The 17,913-nt window shown below is 61.8% G+C and carries 17 protein-coding genes; 13 read left to right on the top strand and 4 right to left on the bottom strand.

What is annotated here, in order from left to right:
* Nucleotides 1-83 precede the first annotated feature (83 nt).
* From murC to ispF, 7 genes are all read left to right on the top strand, one after another.
* The gene (murC, locus tag Q9Q94_RS00280) at nt 84-1,478 is read left to right on the top strand and encodes a UDP-N-acetylmuramate--L-alanine ligase (RefSeq protein ID WP_305978017.1); all 1,395 of its coding nucleotides are present in this window, start codon (nt 84-86) and stop codon (nt 1,476-1,478) included.
* 18 nt (nt 1,479-1,496) lie between these two features.
* Nucleotides 1,497-2,420 carry a D-alanine--D-alanine ligase gene (locus Q9Q94_RS00275; RefSeq protein ID WP_371929805.1) on the top strand — a complete coding sequence of 308 codons (924 nt, stop codon included), beginning with the start codon at nt 1,497-1,499 and terminating at the stop codon, nt 2,418-2,420.
* Nucleotides 2,413-3,261 carry a cell division protein FtsQ/DivIB gene (locus Q9Q94_RS00270; protein ID WP_305978015.1) on the top strand — a complete coding sequence of 283 codons (849 nt, stop codon included), beginning with the start codon at nt 2,413-2,415 and terminating at the stop codon, nt 3,259-3,261. The genes Q9Q94_RS00275 and Q9Q94_RS00270 overlap by 8 nt, the downstream gene beginning before the upstream one ends.
* Entirely contained in the window at nt 3,261-4,490 is a 1,230-nt protein-coding gene (gene ftsA, locus Q9Q94_RS00265; RefSeq protein WP_305978014.1) for a cell division protein FtsA, read from the top strand. Before Q9Q94_RS00270 ends, ftsA begins: the two co-directional genes overlap by 1 nt.
* A gap of 157 nt (nt 4,491-4,647) precedes the next feature.
* Nucleotides 4,648-5,784, top strand: a complete 1,137-nt coding sequence (ftsZ, locus tag Q9Q94_RS00260; RefSeq protein ID WP_371929824.1) for a cell division protein FtsZ — start codon at nt 4,648-4,650, stop codon at nt 5,782-5,784.
* A 70-nt stretch (nt 5,785-5,854) separates the two neighbouring features.
* Nucleotides 5,855-6,547 carry a 2-C-methyl-D-erythritol 4-phosphate cytidylyltransferase gene (gene ispD, locus Q9Q94_RS00255; RefSeq protein ID WP_305978012.1) on the top strand — a complete coding sequence of 231 codons (693 nt, stop codon included), beginning with the start codon at nt 5,855-5,857 and terminating at the stop codon, nt 6,545-6,547.
* Complete coding sequence (gene ispF, locus Q9Q94_RS00250; RefSeq protein WP_305978011.1) at nt 6,544-7,035, top strand: 2-C-methyl-D-erythritol 2,4-cyclodiphosphate synthase; 492 nt, start codon at nt 6,544-6,546, stop codon at nt 7,033-7,035. Before ispD ends, ispF begins: the two co-directional genes overlap by 4 nt.
* A 165-nt stretch (nt 7,036-7,200) precedes the next feature.
* Here ispF and Q9Q94_RS00245 read toward each other — a convergent pair whose 3' ends face one another.
* The gene (locus tag Q9Q94_RS00245; RefSeq protein WP_305978010.1) at nt 7,201-8,136 is read right to left on the bottom strand and encodes a dihydroorotate oxidase; all 936 of its coding nucleotides are present in this window, start codon (nt 8,134-8,136) and stop codon (nt 7,201-7,203) included.
* A gap of 136 nt (nt 8,137-8,272) precedes the next feature.
* Nucleotides 8,273-8,953, bottom strand: coding sequence for a glutathione S-transferase N-terminal domain-containing protein (locus Q9Q94_RS00240; RefSeq protein ID WP_305978009.1), 681 nt, complete (start codon nt 8,951-8,953; stop codon nt 8,273-8,275).
* Nucleotides 8,954-9,064: 111 nt separating this feature from the next.
* Between Q9Q94_RS00240 and Q9Q94_RS00235 the strand changes: the two genes are divergently transcribed.
* Nucleotides 9,065-10,390: a chloride channel protein gene (locus Q9Q94_RS00235; protein WP_305978008.1), complete on the top strand. Its 1,326-nt coding sequence runs from the start codon at nt 9,065-9,067 to the stop codon at nt 10,388-10,390.
* A gap of 107 nt (nt 10,391-10,497) precedes the next feature.
* Here the strand turns inward: Q9Q94_RS00235 and pelA are convergent, their stop codons facing one another.
* Nucleotides 10,498-12,090, bottom strand: a complete 1,593-nt coding sequence (pelA, locus tag Q9Q94_RS00230; RefSeq protein ID WP_305978007.1) for a pectate lyase — start codon at nt 12,088-12,090, stop codon at nt 10,498-10,500.
* A 227-nt stretch (nt 12,091-12,317) separates the two neighbouring features.
* On the opposite strand from pelA, the gene Q9Q94_RS00225 reads away from it, so the two are divergent.
* Nucleotides 12,318-14,096: a M61 family metallopeptidase gene (locus tag Q9Q94_RS00225; protein WP_305978006.1), complete on the top strand. Its 1,779-nt coding sequence runs from the start codon at nt 12,318-12,320 to the stop codon at nt 14,094-14,096.
* Nucleotides 14,097-14,118: 22 nt separating this feature from the next.
* Complete coding sequence (locus Q9Q94_RS00220; protein WP_305978005.1) at nt 14,119-14,511, top strand: hypothetical protein; 393 nt, start codon at nt 14,119-14,121, stop codon at nt 14,509-14,511.
* A 323-nt stretch (nt 14,512-14,834) separates the two neighbouring features.
* Here the strand turns inward: Q9Q94_RS00220 and nhaR are convergent, their stop codons facing one another.
* Nucleotides 14,835-15,737, bottom strand: coding sequence for a transcriptional activator NhaR (gene nhaR, locus Q9Q94_RS00215; RefSeq protein WP_305978004.1), 903 nt, complete (start codon nt 15,735-15,737; stop codon nt 14,835-14,837).
* A 116-nt stretch (nt 15,738-15,853) separates the two neighbouring features.
* On the opposite strand from nhaR, the gene Q9Q94_RS00210 reads away from it, so the two are divergent.
* Genes Q9Q94_RS00210 through Q9Q94_RS00200 form a run of 3 tightly spaced genes read left to right on the top strand, consistent with a single transcriptional unit; the run spans nt 15,854 to nt 17,820 of the window.
* Nucleotides 15,854-16,210, top strand: a complete 357-nt coding sequence (locus tag Q9Q94_RS00210; protein ID WP_305978003.1) for an HPF/RaiA family ribosome-associated protein — start codon at nt 15,854-15,856, stop codon at nt 16,208-16,210.
* A 35-nt stretch (nt 16,211-16,245) separates the two neighbouring features.
* The gene (locus tag Q9Q94_RS00205; protein ID WP_305978002.1) at nt 16,246-16,761 is read left to right on the top strand and encodes a hypothetical protein; all 516 of its coding nucleotides are present in this window, start codon (nt 16,246-16,248) and stop codon (nt 16,759-16,761) included.
* A gap of 36 nt (nt 16,762-16,797) precedes the next feature.
* Nucleotides 16,798-17,820, top strand: coding sequence for a TerC family protein (locus tag Q9Q94_RS00200; RefSeq protein WP_305978001.1), 1,023 nt, complete (start codon nt 16,798-16,800; stop codon nt 17,818-17,820).
* The last annotated feature ends 93 nt before the right edge of the window (nt 17,821-17,913 follow it).

The following is a 17,913-nucleotide window of genomic DNA, read 5'->3' as shown; positions in this document are numbered from 1 at the left end:
GCCAGCGCATGGATGCGCTGGGCGATTTTGCAGACAGGCAGTTTAATGGTCCATATTCACGGTGCTCGCACTGGAGTGCGCGCATGAAACACAAGGTTAAAAGCATCCACTTTGTCGGCATTGGCGGTGCAGGCATGAGCGGTATCGCCGAGGTGCTGAGCAATCTCGGCTATCAGGTCAGCGGTTCTGACCTGGCGCCTGGGGCGGCGACCCGTCGCCTGCAGTCTTTGGGTGTGCAGGTACATATCGGCCATGCCGCCGAAAATGTGGCACAGGCTAATGCCATCGTGGTGTCCACCGCTGTGAAGAATGACAATCCCGAGGTGATCGAGGCACGCAGCCGGCAGATCCCTGTTGTGCCGCGCGCCCAGATGCTCGCGGAACTGATGCGCATCAAGCAAGGCATTGCGATAGCAGGGACTCACGGCAAGACAACAACAACCAGCCTGGTTGCCAGCGTGCTGGCAGAGGGTGGGCTGGACCCGACTTTTGTGATCGGCGGGCGTCTGAATGCAGCAAGCGCCAATGCCAAACTTGGCAGCGGCGAGTTTCTGGTGGCCGAGGCCGATGAATCGGATAAATCCTTCCTGTTCCTGAGCCCGGTGGTGTCGGTGGTGACGAATATCGACGCCGATCACATGGATACCTACGGGCACGATTTTTCCCAGTTGCGGCAGGCGTTCGTCGACTTTTTGCATCGTCTGCCGTTTTACGGAGTGGCCGTGCTGTGCGTTGATGATCCGCACGTGCGCGAGATCATCCCCTTTGTATCCAAACAGATCGTACGCTACGGTCTCGACCCGTCCGCCCAGGTCCGCGCCGAGAACGTGCGTGCCGTCGGCGGCCAGATGCACTTCGATTGCGTGCGGCAGAACGGTGAGGTTTCACGGATGCCGGTCGTTCTGAACTTGCCGGGTGTGCACAACGTGCTCAATGCGTTGGCCACCATTGCGGTGGCGACCGAACTGGGGGTCTCCGATGCGGCAATCCAGAAAGGGCTGGAAGAGTTTCGCGGCGTCGGCCGGCGTTTTGAACGCTATGGCGAAGCCGTGCTGCCGTCCGGCGGGACTTGTACGGTGATCGACGATTACGGGCATCACCCGGTCGAAATGGCGGCGACGATTGCTGCGGCGCGTGGCGCCTTTCCGGACAAGCGTTTGCTGCTGGCTTTCCAGCCGCATCGCTATACGCGGACCCGGGATTGTTTCGAGGATTTCGTCAAGGTGCTGGGGACGGTCGATGCACTGGTGCTTGCCGAGGTCTATGCCGCTGGAGAAGCGCCGATCATAGCTGCCGATGGTCGGGCCTTGGCGCGTGCGCTGCGCGTGGCGGGCAAGGTTGAGCCAGTGTTTGTGGAAGAAATTGGTGACATGCCTGCCCGCATTCTCGAAGCGGCGCGTGATGGGGATGTGGTGATGACCATGGGCGCGGGTTCGATTGGCGGTGTGCCGGCGAAGCTGGTTGCCGCAGAAGCTTGATGAATTGAGGGACGATTTGTGACAAGTGCAGCAGAGACCTTTGGCAAGGTTGCGGTTCTGATGGGAGGCCCCTCTGCGGAGCGGGACATCTCCTTTCTCTCCGGCAATGCCGTTCTGAAAGCATTGCTGGATGCGGGTGTCGAGGCACATGCCTTTGACCCTGCCGAGCGTCCGGTCTGGGAACTCAAGCAGGCTGGTTTCGCGCGGGCGTTCATTACCCTGCATGGCCGTTTTGGTGAGGACGGCACGGTGCAAGGAGCTTTGCAGAGCATGGGAATCCCGTACACCGGCAGCGGTGTGATGGCTTCGGCCATCGGGATGGACAAATGGCGGACCAAGTTGGTGTGGCAGGCCACGGGCGTGCCGACACCGAAGTTCCGCATGCTTGCGCCAGGAACCGACTTTTCCGATGTCATGGACGATCTGGGCTTGCCCCTGATCATCAAACCGGCACGTGAAGGCTCCTCGATCGGGGTCAGCAAGGTCAGCTCTCCGGCCGAGTTTGCGCCCGCGTTTGAAGCCGCATACAGGCTGGATCCGCTGGTTATCGCCGAGGAATTTGTCAGCGGGCAGGAAATGACTGCGGCGGTGCTGGGCGATGTAGCTTTGCCGCTGGTTCGCATCGAGCCGCTGCAGGGTGAGTACGACTACCAGAACAAGTATTTCACCGATAATGTGCGCTATCACTGTCCGGCGGGGATCGCGCCGGAAACCGAAGAGGCCGTGCAGCAGGATGCATTGCGTGCTTTCCAAGTGTTGGGCTGTCGTGGCTGGGCGCGTGCTGACGTGATCTTGCGCCCTGATGGCAGCTACAGTTTCCTTGAAATGAATACCGCGCCGGGCATGACCGGACACTCGTTGGTGCCGATGGCCGCGCGTGCTGCCGGGATCGACTTTACCCGCTTGTGTCTCACCATTCTGGAACAGGCAAAACTTGACTGAACATCAGCCAGCCTTCGGCAAGACGACTGGAGCGCGGGGTCGCGAGGCCAGCGCACGTCAGGCCGACGGGGGATTCTGGCACCGTCCCGACTGGATGAATCTGGTCTCCGGCGTCCTCATCCTGCTGGCGTCGGTGATGTTCGGAATTGTGGCATTCAAGGTCGTGGTGAAGATGCCCCTGTTCGCCTTGCGCGAAGTCGTGGTGATTTCGCCGCTGGGGCATGTCACCCATGCGCAACTGCGCTATGTGGCGGCGTCTTCGTTGCGGGGCAATTTCTTTACCGTGGATCTTGATCGTGCGCGCAAGGCCTTCGAGAATCTTCCCTGGGTGCGCAATGCGCAATTGCGCCGGCTGTGGCCGGGTTCCATCGAAGTCGTGCTCGAAGAGCATGTCGCGGTGGCGTACTGGCGCAGCGTGGATTCCGGGGATACTCGTCTGGTAAATAGCTTCGGAGAGCTTTTCGATGCAGCGGCGAATGACAGCATGCCGGTGTTCAGTGGCCCCTCTGACAGCAGTGCCCAGATCCTTGCCGAAATGCGTCAACTGAACGAAGTGCTGCAACCGATGCAGCGCAAGATCGTGGCGCTGAGTCTGTCTGGCCGGCATGCCTGGCAACTCAAGCTGGATGATGGCATGGTGATCGAGTTGGGCAAGGATCTGAGCAAGGATCAGGATGACCGCAAGGTCAAGGCGACGCCAGAGGAGCGACTTGCGCGGTTTGTCGCTCTGTGGCCGCAAACACGGGAAAAACTGGGGAGGCCGGTGCTGGTGGCGGATTTGCGTTATCAGAGCGGATTTGCACTGCGCATGGCGAACAGCGAACAAGGAAAAGGCAAATAATGAGCAAGGACAGCAAGGATCTGATCGTCGGTCTGGACGTTGGCACCTCCAAAGTCACCGCGATGGTGGCTGAATTGCGCCCGGATGGCCGCCTTGAGGTGATCGGTGTGGCAACCCAGCCCTCTTCAGGTCTGAAGAAGGGCGTGGTGGTCAACATCGAAGCGACGGTGGATGCCATCTCGCGTGTGGTGCAGGAGGTCGAACTCATGGCCGACTGCAAGATCCGCGATGTTTACACCGGCATCGCAGGGAGCCACATCCGCAGTTTCAACTCCAACGGCATGGTGGCGATCAAGGACAAGGAAGTCACGCCACTCGATGTCGAGCGGGTGATCGAAGTGGCGCGCGCCATGCCGATCCCGGCCGACCAGCAGATTCTGCACATCCTGACCCAGGAGTTCATCATTGACGGGCAGGATGGAGTGCGCGAGCCGATCGGCATGAGTGGCGTCAAGCTCGAAGTGAAGGTGCACATCATCACCGGCGCGGTTTCTGCAGCGCAGAATCTCGTCAAGTGCGTGCGCCGCTGCGGGCTGGAAGTCGTTGATCTGGTGCTGCAGCCGCTGGCTTCGAGCTTTGCGACCCTGTCCGAAGACGAGAAGGATCTGGGGGTTTGTCTTGTCGATGTAGGGGGCGGAACGACTGATCTGGCCGTGTTTACGCAAGGTGCGATCCGTCACACTGCCGTGATCCCGATTGCCGGAGACCAGATCACCAACGATATCGCCATGGCCTTGCGCACCCCGACCGCTGAAGCCGAAGGCATCAAGCTCGATTACGGTGTCGCAATGCAACGCCTGGTTGATCCGGGGGAAGCTATCGATGTACCCAGCGTGGGTGATCGTGCCCCGCGTCGCCTGTCGCGCGAAAGTCTGGCTGCCGTGATTCAGCCACGCGTGCAGGAACTGTTTGAGCTGGTGCAGGGCGAATTGCGTCGCAGCGGCTACGAAGAGTTGCTTTCCTCAGGACTGGTGCTGAGCGGGGGAACCGCGCAACTGGCGGGGATTTGCGAGTTGGGCGACGAGGTGTTCCATCTGCCGGTGCGGGTCGGTGTTCCCGCTTATCAGGGCTCGCTGGCCGATGTGGTGTGCCAGCCGCAGTACGCCAACGTGATGGGGCTGGTACTCGAAGGCGCGGCCCAGCGCCGGCGGGGTCTGCAGGCGCGCGACACGCGCAGTTTCCGCCACAGCTTCGAGCGCATGAAGGCGTGGCTGGAGAAAAACTTCTGATCTGTCATGGACTTGGATTGTCGTTTGTACCGTTTGGGAATAACTTGTACGCGTCCCGCGTATTTAGTAGTAAACTTCACGGCGATATACTACATTTAGGGTGTTTTTGACAGGCGGCAAAACACCTTCACACAGCAGCAAAGGGGAGCATATGGATCTGATTGAGATTGTCGAAAAAGAACCGAGTGGTACCGTCATCAAGGTGATCGGCGTCGGCGGTGCTGGCGGCAATGCAATTGATCACATGATTCGTGAAGGCGTGCAGGGAGTCGAATTCCTCTGTGCCAACACTGACGCCCAGGCGCTCAAACGCTCCCTCGCTTCCCGCAAGATCCAGCTGGGTCAGTCCGGTCTCGGCGCCGGGGCAAAGCCCGAAGCCGGGCGCGCCGAAGCCCTTGAGGCCCGCGACGCGATTGCCTCTGCCCTGCAGGGCGCCCACATGGTGTTCATTACCGCCGGCATGGGCGGTGGCACCGGCACCGGTGCCGCACCGGTGGTGGCCGAAATCGCCAAAGAGCTCGGCATTCTGACCGTTGCGGTGGTGAGCAAACCCTTTGATTTCGAGAATCGTCTCCGCGTTGCGGACAGTGGCGTGGAAGAACTCTCCAAGCACGTCGATTCGTTGATCGTGGTGCTCAACGACAAGCTGATGGAAGTGTACGGCGACGACGCCAGCATGGAAGAGTGCTTCCGGAATGCGGATGATGTGCTTCTCAAGGCCGTGGGCGGCATCGCCGAGATCATCAATGTGCCGGGTCTGGTTAACGTCGATTTCCAGGATGTCCGCACGCTGATGGCCGAAATGGGACGTGCCATGATGGGCTCCGCGGAAGCGTCCGGCATGGACCGTGCGCGCATTGCTGCCGAGCAGGCTGCTGCCAGCCCGCTGCTGGAAGGGGTCGAGTTGTCCGGTGCGCGTGGTGTGCTGATCAACATTACCGCCAGCCGTTCGCTGAAGATGTCCGAGGTGCGCGAAGCCGTGCAGACCGTGCGCGCTTTTGCGACCGAAGACGCTACGGTGTTCTATGGCACGGTGTTCGATGACCTCATGGAAGACAGCATCCGTGTGACCGTGCTGGCAACCGGGCTGGGTGCCGCCCGGACGGTGGCACGTCAGCCGGTGATCCAGATGGTCAAGACGGGTACCGACAACGTTGCCATGGAAGTCAATTACGATGATCTGGCCATGCCGGCCGTGATTCGCCGCAGCACCCGCAATACGGTGCAGGCGATGAGTGAGAACGGCGTCGGCACCTACGACATCCCTGCCTTCCTGCGCAAACAAGCCGACTGAAATCGGGAGAGATCATCATGAAAGCCGGGCGCGAGCGTCCGGCTTTTTTGTATCCGTTAAAACTCCGGCCATGACTCGCCATTTCGCCATCGTTCCCGCCGCGGGTAGCGGCAGCCGCATGGGGGCTGAGCGCCCCAAGCAATACCTCGACCTGTGTGGCAAGCCGTTGCTCTGGCATGCACTGGCTACGCTGACGAGGGTGGCGCGTATTGACGCTGCGTTTGTTGTGCTGTCGCCGGAAGATGAGTGGTGGGACAGTTTCGATTGGACGGGGTTGGGGCCGCGCTTGCGGGTTTTGCGCGTGGGAGGCGCGACGCGTGCGGCGAGTGTGACGAATGCCTTGCAGGCGGTTGCAGCCGAGGTACATCCGGAAGACTGGGTACTGGTGCATGATGCCGCGCGTGCCTGTCTCTCCGTGGCGCAGGTGGATGCGTTGATCGACGCGCTGGCGGATGATCCGGTGGGTGGTTTGCTGGCCTTGCCGGTGGCTGACACGCTCAAGCGGGCGGATGTCGATGGGCGTGTGCTGATGACCGTGTCGCGCGAAGCAATGTGGCAGGCGCAGACGCCGCAGATGTTCCGCCACGGTTTGCTGAGCCGGGCGCTGGCGGCGGCTCCTGGCGTGACGGACGAGGCCGGTGCGGTCGAAGCGCTGGGCCTTGCGCCGCGGCTGGTGGCGGCAGACGCCACCAATTTCAAGGTTACTTATCCGCAGGATCTGGCGCTGGCTGCGCAGATCCTGCACGCAAGGAGTGTGCAATGAGTGTTTCCTTCCGTATCGGGCAAGGGCTGGACGTGCATCGTCTGGTTGAAGGCCGCAAGCTGATCCTCGGTGGCGTCGAAATTCCGTACGAGAAGGGCTTGCTGGGGCATTCGGATGCGGATGCGCTCCTGCATGCGATTACCGATGCGATTCTTGGCGCCGTGGGGCTGGGCGACATCGGCCGGCTGTTTCCCGACACCGATCCGGCACATGCCGGTGCCGACAGCCGCGTGCTGCTGCGCGAAGCCATGCGCCGCGTGCGTGAAGCCGGCTGGCAGGTGGTGAACGTGGATGCCACGATCATCGCGCAGGCGCCGAAGATTGCGCCGCATGCGGCGGCAATGGTGGCCAACATTGCGGCGGATCTGGGCGTTGAGCCGGCGTGTATCAATGTCAAGGGCAAGACCAACGAGAAGCTCGGTCATCTGGGGCGCGGCGAGGGGATTGCGACCCAGGCCGTGGCCTTGCTCGCGCGCTGTGCGGGCTGAGCTTCTGGCGTGAGCTGGGGCGCCCTTTTCATTGCATGACATGCCTGAAAAGCCGCTTCCCGCCTTGTTCTCAGGCGGGCATGCCGGCACAGCCATGCATGGCGGGATTCTTCGCGATGCCGTGCTGAAGAAGTCCGCCACATGCGGCTCTGCAGACGACTGCTGTTACAGCGTGCGCAGCTTGCCGCGTACTTCGTCCAGGCTCTGGTAACCCTTGCGCTGCAGGATTGTCGTCAGTTCGGCGTTGAGCCGCGTGAAGATGCCGGGGCCTTCTTCGTATAGCGCGGTGCCGACCTGCACCAGCGAGGCGCCGGCGAGCAGGTGCATGAACACGTGTTCGCCGGTTTTCACGCCGCCGCAGCCGATGATCTGCTTGGCCGGGCAGCGACGATAAAAGGCATTCACGTTGGCCAGCGCAGTAGGCAGCACGTAGTCGCCGCCGATGCCGCCGAAACCATCCTTGGGCTTGATGACCACGCTCTCGGTTTCGGTGTCGATGACCAGCGCGTTGCCGATAGAGTTGATGCAGGTGACAAACGCCACCAGCGGATACTTGTTGAGGATCGCGGCGGCTTCGTCGAAATGGGCGATGTCGAAGTAGGGTGGCATCTTCACGCCGAAGGGCAGGGCGTAGTCGCGGCTCACCGCGTCCAGCATGCGGTCCATGGCGGCGAAGTCGTAGGCGATCTGCGGCTTGCCGGGCACGTTGGGGCAGGAGAGATTCAGTTCGACAATCGCTGGCGTGGCGGCGGCCTTGATCGCCGCGAGCATCGTCAGGTTGTCTTCCAGCGACAGGCCGGCCACCGAGAACAGCAGCGGCTTGCCCGCCGCGTAGTCGTAGGCCTTGGCGTAATCGAGGTAGTACTGATAACCCGCGTTGGGCAGGCCCATCGAGTTGATGCTGCCTAGCGGCGTGGCGAAGTAGCGGGGTTCCGGGTTGCCGTCGCGTGCGAGGACGGTGCAGCTCTTGGTGACGAGGCTGCCGGCGGCGCTGGCAGCGAGTTCGTCGAGTTCGGTATTGAAACGGCAGTGCACGCCTGAAGCGTTGAGCAACGGGTTGGCGAAGTGGGTGCCGAGGAGGGTGGCGGACAGCAGGCTCATGGTGACGGGCTTGATTTTATGGGGGATGGCGCAATTCTAGCCCGTGAAGCGCCGCCCCCGGTCTGGCCCACATCAAGGCATGCCCGAAGAGGGGCGTGTTGCCCCGCTGTCCGGCATGCCTGGCTGAAGAGGTCCGTCAGGCGCGGCTCTTCAGCAGGCCTTGGAGCTCGTCCTCGGTCAGGCTGCGCTCGAAATCGAACTTTGCCCCTTCGGCATAGGCGCGTTGCACCGCCGGGCGGGCGCCGATGCGCGCGAGGTAGGCGACGATGTTCGGGAATTTCGTCATGTCCATCTGCTGGCGCTCGTGCAGCAGCACCCAGGGGTAGATCGCCATGTCGGCAATCGAATACTCGCCGGCCACGTAATCGCGACCTTCAAGCTGTTTGTTCAGTACCCCGTAGAGTCGCGCGGTTTCGTCCGTGTAGCGCTTCATCGCATACGGAATCTTCTCTGGCGCGAACTGATTGAAGTGGTGGTTCTGCCCGGCCATCGGGCCGAGTCCGCCCATCTGCCAGTTCAGCCATTGGAATACCTGGGCGCGGGCGTGGCCGCTGGTGGGCAGGAAGCGGTGGCCGTGGCGTTCGGCCAGCACGGTGAGGATCGCGCCGGACTCCATCAGGTTCAGCGGGCCGCCGGGGAAGTCGTGATCGGTGATCGCCGGGATGCGGTTGTTCGGCGCCACTGCCAGAAAGCTCGGCAGGAACTGGTCGTTCTTGCGGATGTTGATCGGGATGATGCGGTAAGGCAGGCCCAGCTCTTCGAGCAGGATGGTGATCTTGTGGCCGTTGGGTGTGGGGGCGTAGAAAAGGTCGATCATGATGGCTCCGGGCGGGCAGAGGGCAGTGGATGAGGCACAATTCTGGCTTGTGCCTCATTGCACCGCAATGCCGATTTTTTCTGACGCGTTCCGACCCCGACCCTGACTCCGATGCTGAACCTGAAATCCTTGCGCGAGGGCATCGACCATCGTGTTTTTACTGATCCGCTGGCCTGGCGTGATCGCTTGCTGATGTGGCTGGCGGCCCTGTGTGCCGGACTCTGCGTGGTGGCCTTCACCTTCATGACGGAGTGGGCGAGTGGGTGGTTCATGCATTTGCGTACGGGATGCGTCTGGCTGCCGCTGATTCTCACGCCGCTTGCCGGCATGCTCGTGGTGTGGCTGGTGCGGCGCTATGCAGAGGGCTCGGCGGGCAGCGGCATTCCGCAGGTGATCACGGCGATGAGCGGCGAAGTGCCAGGCAGCATGCTCGGGCGATTCGTATCGCTGCGGGTGGCGGTGGCCAAGGCCGTGCTCGGTGCGCTGGCGCTGGGGGGCGGCTTTTCGAGCGGACGCGAAGGCCCCTCGGTGCAGATCGCAGCCGGGGTGATGGCCAGTTTCCAGCGCGGGTTCAGCGTCAAATCACACATCACCGCGAATGATCTGATGCTTGCAGGCGGAGCGGCCGGGATCGCGGCCGCCTTCAACGCACCGCTGGCTGGGGTGGTGTTCGCGATTGAAGAGCTGACGAGGCGTTTCGAGCAGCGCTCCAGCGGCCTGATCGTCACCGCCATCGTGCTGGCCGGGCTGGTGTCGGTGTCGGTGTTCGGCAACGGCACGTATTTTCGTGGCCTGGAGATGCCTTCGGTCTCGCTGGCGATGGCGATCCCGGCATTGGCGTGCACGCTGGTGAGCGGGCTGGCAGGTGGATTGTTCTCTCGTCTGCTGATCGTGTCATCCATGGGCGGGCGGGACTGGTTTTCACGTCTGCGCGCAACACGGCCGGTGATCTTTGCCGGAGTCTGTGGCCTGGGTGTGGCGTTGCTCGGCCTGGTCAGCCAGGGCGCGGCGCACGGCAGTGGCTTCAGCTACACCGAAGGCGGGCTGGGCGGAAATGACGGGATGACCGGCATGTATGCGGGCGTCAAGTTCGTGGCGACCTGGCTGTCCTACTGGAGCGGCGTGCCGGGTGGCATCTTTGCACCCTCGCTGGCGATTGGTGCGGGCTTGGGGCACGACGTGGCGATGCTCATGGATAGTGTCGCAATGCCTACCCTTGTCGCGCTGGGAATGGTTGGCTTTCTGGCTGCTGTCACGCAGGCGCCGATCACCTCCTTCATCATCGTCATGGAGATGATCGACGGCCACACCATGGTGCTCAGTCTGATGGCCACGGCGCTGGTGTCGGCGCTGATCTCACGCCTGATTTCGCCGCCGCTGTATCACTCACTGAGCAGCCTGCAATTGCAGAAAGTGCGCGCGCAGACCCCAGATTGAACGGTTCGTTTGGGGAACCGTATTTGTGTGTCTGCGGCGCCTGAGCGGCTCAGGCCGGGGCCCGAGACTGAATCCTGATCGGGGATTCTGCGCAGATCCGGTTGGGATCAAATTTTGCCGAGCACCGATTTGAGTCCAAGGCGTTTGACCCATGCCGGGTAGTCTTCGGCCAGCAGCGGTGTGGCTTCGGTGGTGTACCAGTTGTATTTCACGCGGCGCTCGTAGCTGACTTCCTCGAACCGGTCGCGCGGCTGGCTGTCACGTGCCGAGAACAGGGGACGCCCGGTTTCCAGATTGTAGAAACGTGCCCAGGTAACGTCGCGTGCATCGGCCTTTTCCATGACGAAATCGAAACCGTATTCCAGGGTGCGATCTTCGCGGCGAGCCCGCTTGAGGCCGCTGATCTTCGCGCTGTCCAGCCAGCTCACCGCATCCTGCACGGCCTGAATGACTTCAGCGGAGGGTTTGTCGATGCTCATCAGGAAACGCACCACGTTGACGCTTTCTCCGCCGCTGATCGAGGGCAGTTCGAAGGCGCGACCCATAGCCGGAGCCAGGGTGGTTTCGTCGTACTGGCCGCACCAGCCGGTGCGCTTGCCCGCCACGCGGATCTGGGTCTTGAGGATCAGGGCCAGACCTGCGTCGTAGGCTGCTGCTGCCCGCTGTGCCTGGCGCTGACTGACGAAGCTGAAGTCGCCACGGCGCCCGGCGACATCGCGCAGAACATCCAGCACATTGGCGATGGCGTCGTCGTTGAAGGTAATGCGTGCCTTGTAGCCCTGTGGGTTCGGCCAGAACTGCTGCCAGCCACCATTGGGCAGCTGAGCGGCAAGCAGGTAGTCCAGCCCCTTGTCGATGCCGGCGCGGAAGCGGTCATCGCGGCTGGCCAGATAGGCGCTGGCCAGTGCCTTGATCTGCTTGGTGGTGGAATCGTTGTCGATGGTCGACTTGATCTTGAAGCCGCCCAGCGCGCTGCGATTGACCGGCACGCTCAGGCTGGTGTCGCGGTCCAGTTTCGGCCAGCCACCGTCTTCGTTCTGGTAACCCAGCACCACTTCGGCGACCTTGCGTCCTTCGCTGCTGGCCCAGAAGCTGGTGCTCTGCTTGTCCAGCGAGGCTTCGACGACAGAGCCGCCCTTGGTGAGTCCAGCGGTTTTCTTGCTGGCCGGCAGAATCAGCGAAGCCGTGAAGCGCTGGCGGGTTTTGTCCCACTTCGTGTAGGCGCCGAACTGATCGAAGACCCAGTACAGCGAGACCCACAGATTGCCATTGCGCCATTGCGGAGCAATGTCGGTCTGTACCGGCTGACCGTTGAGCAGGGCTTCGCGTTGCCCGGCCACCAGACGCAGGGTCTTGCCGGCGAGGCTGAAGGTCGCGGCCTGCTGGTCTGCGTCGAGCGCGACTTCGCCACCCAGATTGGGCAGGATTTCGCTGATCGGGGCGAACATGCGCTCGCCCGGCAGCAGTTCGGGCTGGGAATAGGTGCCCTCTTCAAGCTCCTGGTAGCCGCCGTCGATGGAATAGTTCGGTTCGCCCATGATCAGGGCCACTGTCCGCAGCACGCTGTCGGCGCGGCTGGGCGAGCTGCCTGAGGGCGGGGCCGGCATGTTGGTGGGAATGATGGCAGGTGTCTGGGCAATGGCATTCCCCAGCAACAGGCTGGAGATGATCAGGCAGGTTGTGCGGCACAGGCTGCGCATGGGTTCTCTCTTTTCAGATGGAGGAAGAAGGAATCGAAGATGTCGTTTGTCTGCGCAAACAACTTAGGGGTTAACCCTAGCCTATTTGTATTTCAAAACAACTTACTTCCGACGAGAGGAACGCCGCTGCCATGCAGGGTGTGCGGCTCTTTCAGTGAGTAGCAGTTTGCCGCAGAAGACTGCGCATCGGCTACGATTGCCCTGAATTCCGACTTCTGAGCGCCATCATGACCCTGCCTATCGAATACCGCGTTGAAGCCTGCAACCCGCAGGCCCACCTGTTCCGCGTCACCCTGACGATTCCTGCGCCCGATGCCGCCGGGGAAATTCTGCGCTTGCCGGCGTGGATTCCGGGCAGCTACATGATCCGCGAGTTCGCCAAAAACATCGTGGAGATCCGCGCGCAGCAAGGCTCTTCAGGCATCGCCCTGACGAAACTGGACAAGCATTCCTGGGCGACCGGAAAGCTGGACGCAAAGCAGGCGCTGGTGGTGGAGGCGGTGATTTACGCCTGGGATCTCTCGGTACGTTGCGCGCATCTGGACCAGAGCCACGGTTTCTTCAACGGCACCCAGCTCTTCCTGCAGGTCGTAGGGCGTGAAGATCAGCCGCATCGGGTCGACATCCGCCGTCCGGAAGGAGCGGATTACGCGGACTGGAAAGTGGCGACCACCTTGCCGGCGGCTGGCCGGCGCAGTGTGGACAAGGCCGGCTTCGGCTTGCGGCTGGCGCCGGATTACGCCACCCTGATCGATCATCCGGTGGAAATGGGGACCTGGACTTCGGTGAAATTTGATGCCGCCGGAGTGCCGCACGAGATGGTCATTACCGGCCGGGTCAGCTTTGATGCGAAGCGCCTGGCGGCAGACTTGAAGAAAGCCTGCGAAGCGGTGATCGCGATCTTCGGCAAGAAGCCGCCGTTCGCGCGCTACCTGTTTCAGACAATGGCGGTAGGCGAGGGCTATGGCGGGCTGGAGCACCGCGACAGCACGGCGCTGATCTGCTCGCGCAACGATCTGCCTGCCCTGGGCGAGAAAACGCGCAGCGAGGCCTACCGGACCTTTCTCGGCCTGTGCAGTCACGAATATTTCCACGCCTGGAATGTGAAGCGCATCAAGCCGGCCGCCTTCGTGCCCTACCGTCTGGATGAAGAAAACTACACGCAGCTGCTGTGGGTCTTCGAGGGCTTCACGTCCTATTACGACGATCTGGCCCTGTTGCGCGCGGGACTGATTTCACGCGAGGAATACCTCGGCCTGCTCGCCAAAACGGTGACCGCTGTGGAGCGCAGCGCCGGGCGCCTGAAGCAGAGCGTGGCTGAGTCCTCGTTTGACGCATGGACCAAGTATTACCGTCAGGACGAGAACAGCCCGAATGCCATCGTCAGCTACTACCAGAAGGGTTCGCTGGTGGCGCTGGGGCTGGACCTGACGATCCGCGCCAAAACCGCTGGCAAGAAGTCGCTCGACGACGTGATGCGCCACCTGTGGCAGCACTACGGCGAAGGCTCCGGCGGCGTGCCGGAAGGGGCGATGCCCGCGATCATCAAGGCGGCCACAGGCGTGGATGTGCGCCGCGAGCTTGCGCGCTGGGCCGAGGGCTGCGAAGACGTGCCGCTGGCAAAGCTGCTCAAGCCCTTCGGTGTCACGCTCGAACGCAAGGCTGGCGCGCGTATCACCGGGCTGGGTATCCGCACCAGGACCGAGGGCAACACGCTCAGGCTGGCCCATGTGCTGGATGGTGGAAACGCACAGCTGGCAGGCCTCTCCGCAGGGGACGAGCTGATCGCCTTGAATGGCTTGCGTGTTACGGCAGGCAATCTGGAGAGCCTTGTCGGGCGCGCCTCTGCGGGCGATGTGCTGGAAATTCTGGTGTTCCGGCGTGACGAGTTGCGGCGCTTTGATGTGAAGCTGGACGCGCCACGCATCGAGGAATGCACGCTCGCGCTGGTGGACAAGACGGCACGGGTGAGCGCAGGCATGCGGGATGCGTGGTTGCCGGGATGAGGGGGATGTCATGAGGAGTGCAATGGCTGTGCCGTCCGGGGCGAATGTGATCAAGCGCGCGGTCTTGCCGCGTTACCTGTTCGTCCTGCTGGCCTTCCTGAGTCTGCCGCTTCACGCCCTGACGCCTCAGGAGGCGGAAGTCTTGCGGCAGCGGGCGATTGCCGATGAAGACCGGCGCCGGACGGAGCTGGATCGCGAGCGCATTCGTCGCGAGGCTGATCTGGATCAGCAGCGCCGGCGCCAGCAGCAGATCCACGAAGAGCGGGCCCGGCGCCACGAGGAGCGGACGCGCCAGCGTGCCGAGCTGGATCGCCAGCAGGCCGAGGTGCAAAGCCAACGCGCGCAGGTGGAAGAGGACCGTCGGCGTATTGAAATGGAGCGTCGCCGGATAGAGGCCGAACGTCAGCAGCGCTAGGGCGTGTTCATAGTAAGCGCAACTCCTAGCCTACTGTGAACACGCTCTGGGATCGGATGGCATGAGCGGTGCGTGGCAGACGAGCCGCGGCCACGCTTTTCGGGGGCAATCCTGTGGCTTTGAGGTCTGCCTGTTAGTGAGCTGCAGAGCCGCTTCGGGCGGCATTCTGCAGGCAGGCATGCCCGGGATCCGCTTGTGGATTGCCTTTCCGGCACGGCATGCCGGAGAAGTCCGCTACATGCGGCTTTTCAGGCATGTCTTCAGACGACGGTCTTGCTGCCTTGGGCGATCAGGCAGCAAGACCGGTCGGAGAAGCAAGCGACTCAGGGGCTGGCAAAAAGAGCGCCACGCGCAGCGTTGCAGATCGCCAGCACACAGGGGTGCGTGATGCGCCGTTCTATCGAGATGGCGTAGAACTCCTGCCATACCGCCGCGGTACGGCCCAGCACGCGGACGTCGAATTGTTTGACGATTTCTGCTTCGAGTACGGTGGGCGCAGCAAAGACGCCCTGGCCTTCGCGGCCGAAGGCTTTGAGCAGGGCACTGTCGTCGAATACGCCGACCACTTCGGGATAGATATGTTCATGCTCAAGCCAGCGGTTGAGCTGCTTTTGCACATCGGAATCTTCGCTGTGCATGAGCATGGGCATGCCCGTCAGCATCGTCGGGAAGGCCCCCAGGCAACGTTCGGCGAGGCTGGGGGCGGCAAAAAAGCTCTGGCCTGAGCGACCCAGCTTGTGGTTGTAGGCCTTGACTGAAAGCCCTGAGGGGATCGGGCTGTCGGCAATCACCAGATCCAGCCGGTGGGTGGCAAGCTCGGCCATCAGGCTGTCCAGTTTCCATTCCCGGCACACGATGCGTACAGGACTGGGCAGGCGCATGGCCGGCTCCAGCAGACGGTAGGCGATGGCTTTGGGCAGTGCATCGGCCACGCCGACCCGGAATTCGATGGCCCGGCCAGGCTGGTTTTCGGTGCGCAGCGCCTGCTCCATTTCGGCACCGAGAGAAAAAATTTCATCCGCATAGCTGAAAACTGTCTTGCCGGCTTCGGTGAGCTCCAGCTTGCGCCCGCGTTTCTGGAACAAGGGTTTTCCGAGTCGCTCTTCCAGCAGTTTGATCTGCCCGCTGAGCGTCTGCTGCGAGGCGTGAAGCTGCTCGCTCGCCCGGAGCAAGCCCCCGGATTTGGCCACCATCCAGAAGTAATGCAGGTGCTTGTAGTTGGTCATGTGAATACTCCGTCTTTTTCGTAGTTTATGTTTTGATAATCCGAATTTTCAATAAAAGTTTCGGCGTCTAGAGTAGGGCTTGTCAATCACGACACGCCTTGCAAAGGAGCCAGATCATGCATATCGATGTTCAGTTTCGCGGAGTGGATGTCAGCCCGGCTTTGCGCGAACACGCCGAACGGCGTGCGCGTTTCACGCTGGCACGGCTGGGTGGGCGGATCGCGCGCGTGAGCATCAGTCTCGTGGATATCAATGGCCCCAAAGGCGGGGAAGACAAATCCTGCACGGTGCAGGTCAGTCTGCAGCAGCCGGGGGTGGTCGTGATCGAGGAGCAGGGGGCTGATTTGTATCAGGTGCTTGATCGGAGCCTGGCCAGGGCGGGCCGTACGGTTGTACGGCGCATCGAGCGGCAGGCGCGGCAGCGCTACGCCGCGCGGGGCGAACGCATGCCGGCTGAAGCCGAACTGGCCTGAACGGGATTGATCCTCAAGAAGGCCTGAAATGACCGATGAATTCGTTGCCTGCCGGACCGGCAGGCGAACAGGAGAATGTGATGCGTAGTTATGCGAAGAACAGTCCTCAGGCTGCTGCCCGATTTCTGGTGCTGGCAGCTCTGGCGGATGGTGAGCTGGACAGACTCGAGCTGGGTGCTCTGGAGCATTTTCCGGCCTTGAGGAAATTAGGGCTTGATCGAGATTTGGTGGATGCCGTGTTGGTGGATTTTTGCGAAGACGCCCGACGCAGCCAGCAGGTTGATGCGGATCGCAAGCTTGAATTCAGGCCTGGCGATATTGCCCGTCTGCTGGCAGAGATTGACCGACCGGATTTTCAGCGCAGTCTCTGTCGCGCGGCGCTGAGTGTTATCGGTGCAGATCAGCGCGTACATTCTGGCGAAGCCATCCTGTTGTGGGCGGCGCTGGACGCTTGGGATCTGCAGTTGGCCAATGTATTACGCAGCCCGAAAGCATTCATTCCGAGCTTCCTGCCGGACAAGACTGTCCGTCCGGCCAGGTCGCCGTACTGAGTAGATCAAGCCCCTTTTGAACTGGATTAAAAAATCATGCTGACCGTTGGTACGCCTTTGATGTGGGCGTTGTTCATCCTGTTTGTCCTGGCTGCGATCGCGCTCGATTTCTTCGCCCTCAATCGTCAGGGGGCTCACAAGGTTTCGATGCGCGAAGCGGGTGTCTGGTCGCTGGTGTGGGTGGCGGTTTCATTCCTGTTTGTGGGCTGGCTGTGGTGGTATCTGGGCGGCCTCGGCAGTGACGCCGCCGCGCGCGAGCTGGCCAACACCAAGTCCATCGAATTCATCACCGGCTACCTGATAGAAAAGGCGCTGGCGGTGGATAACGTCTTCGTGTTCCTGATGCTGTTTACCTATTTCGCCGTGCCCGCCGAGTTCCAGAAGCGCGTGCTGATGATCGGGGTGATGGGGGCACTGGTTCTGCGTGCGGTGATGATTCTCGTCGGCGCCTGGTTGATCGCCCAGTTTCACTGGATCCTCTACGTGTTTGGCGCATTCCTGCTCTTCACCGGCATCAAGATGTGGTGGGCCGCCGGCCAGGAACCTGACCTCGACAATAACCCCGCGCTCAACTGGATTCGTCGCCGCGTGCGGATCGCTCCGGATTATGACGCCGAGAAGTTCTTTACTGTCGTGAAGGGCGTGCGCATGGTCACTCCGCTGGCCGTCGTGGTTGCGTTGATCGGCATTGTGGACGTGGTCTTTGCGGTGGATTCAATCCCCGCGATCTTCGCCATCACCACCGACCCGTTCATCGTGCTGACGTCGAACGTTTTCGCCATCCTTGGCCTGCGGGCAATGTATTTCCTGCTGGCCGGCGCGCATGACCGTTTCCATCTGCTCAGCTATGGTCTGGCGCTGGTGCTGGCCTTCATCGGCGTCAAGATGCTGATTGTCGACTTCTACAAGATCCCCGTGGTCCTGTCGCTGTCTGTCACCTTCAGCACTCTGGCCATCACCATGCTGTTGTCGCTCTTTATTCCGCCCAAGGGCAAGGCTGGCAGCGCCTACCCGTTTGCGGGCAAGAAAACACCGGTCTCCGCAGATGAAAGGTCCTGAATGGCGCCTGAGAGCATGCCCGAAGAGCCGCACCCCGCCTGCCTTTGCAGCATGCTTGCCCGGAGAGGTCCGCTGTGCGCGGCTCTTCGGGCA

Origin of the sequence: Uliginosibacterium sp. 31-16 (assembly GCF_030730865.1) — a bacterium.
Lineage (GTDB): Bacteria > Pseudomonadota > Gammaproteobacteria > Burkholderiales > Rhodocyclaceae > Uliginosibacterium.
This window is presented reverse-complemented; position numbering and strand designations above follow the sequence as displayed.

Excerpts from the sequence above, each read along its gene's own strand:
- murC (WP_305978017.1), top strand. The coding sequence starts at position 84 with ATGAAACACAAGGTTAAAAGCATCCACTTTGTCGGCATTGGCGGTGCA.
- ftsA (WP_305978014.1), top strand. The coding sequence starts at position 3,261 with ATGAGCAAGGACAGCAAGGATCTGATCGTCGGTCTGGACGTTGGCACC.
- ispD (WP_305978012.1), top strand. The coding sequence starts at position 5,855 with ATGACTCGCCATTTCGCCATCGTTCCCGCCGCGGGTAGCGGCAGCCGC.
- ispF (WP_305978011.1), top strand. The coding sequence starts at position 6,544 with ATGAGTGTTTCCTTCCGTATCGGGCAAGGGCTGGACGTGCATCGTCTG.
- Q9Q94_RS00245 (WP_305978010.1), bottom strand. The coding sequence starts at position 8,136 with ATGAGCCTGCTGTCCGCCACCCTCCTCGGCACCCACTTCGCCAACCCG.
- Q9Q94_RS00240 (WP_305978009.1), bottom strand. The coding sequence starts at position 8,953 with ATGATCGACCTTTTCTACGCCCCCACACCCAACGGCCACAAGATCACC.
- Q9Q94_RS00235 (WP_305978008.1), top strand. The coding sequence starts at position 9,065 with ATGCTGAACCTGAAATCCTTGCGCGAGGGCATCGACCATCGTGTTTTT.
- pelA (WP_305978007.1), bottom strand. The coding sequence starts at position 12,090 with ATGCGCAGCCTGTGCCGCACAACCTGCCTGATCATCTCCAGCCTGTTG.
- Q9Q94_RS00225 (WP_305978006.1), top strand. The coding sequence starts at position 12,318 with ATGACCCTGCCTATCGAATACCGCGTTGAAGCCTGCAACCCGCAGGCC.
- Q9Q94_RS00220 (WP_305978005.1), top strand. The coding sequence starts at position 14,119 with ATGGCTGTGCCGTCCGGGGCGAATGTGATCAAGCGCGCGGTCTTGCCG.
- nhaR (WP_305978004.1), bottom strand. The coding sequence starts at position 15,737 with ATGACCAACTACAAGCACCTGCATTACTTCTGGATGGTGGCCAAATCC.
- Q9Q94_RS00210 (WP_305978003.1), top strand. The coding sequence starts at position 15,854 with ATGCATATCGATGTTCAGTTTCGCGGAGTGGATGTCAGCCCGGCTTTG.
- Q9Q94_RS00205 (WP_305978002.1), top strand. The coding sequence starts at position 16,246 with ATGAATTCGTTGCCTGCCGGACCGGCAGGCGAACAGGAGAATGTGATG.
- Q9Q94_RS00200 (WP_305978001.1), top strand. The coding sequence starts at position 16,798 with ATGCTGACCGTTGGTACGCCTTTGATGTGGGCGTTGTTCATCCTGTTT.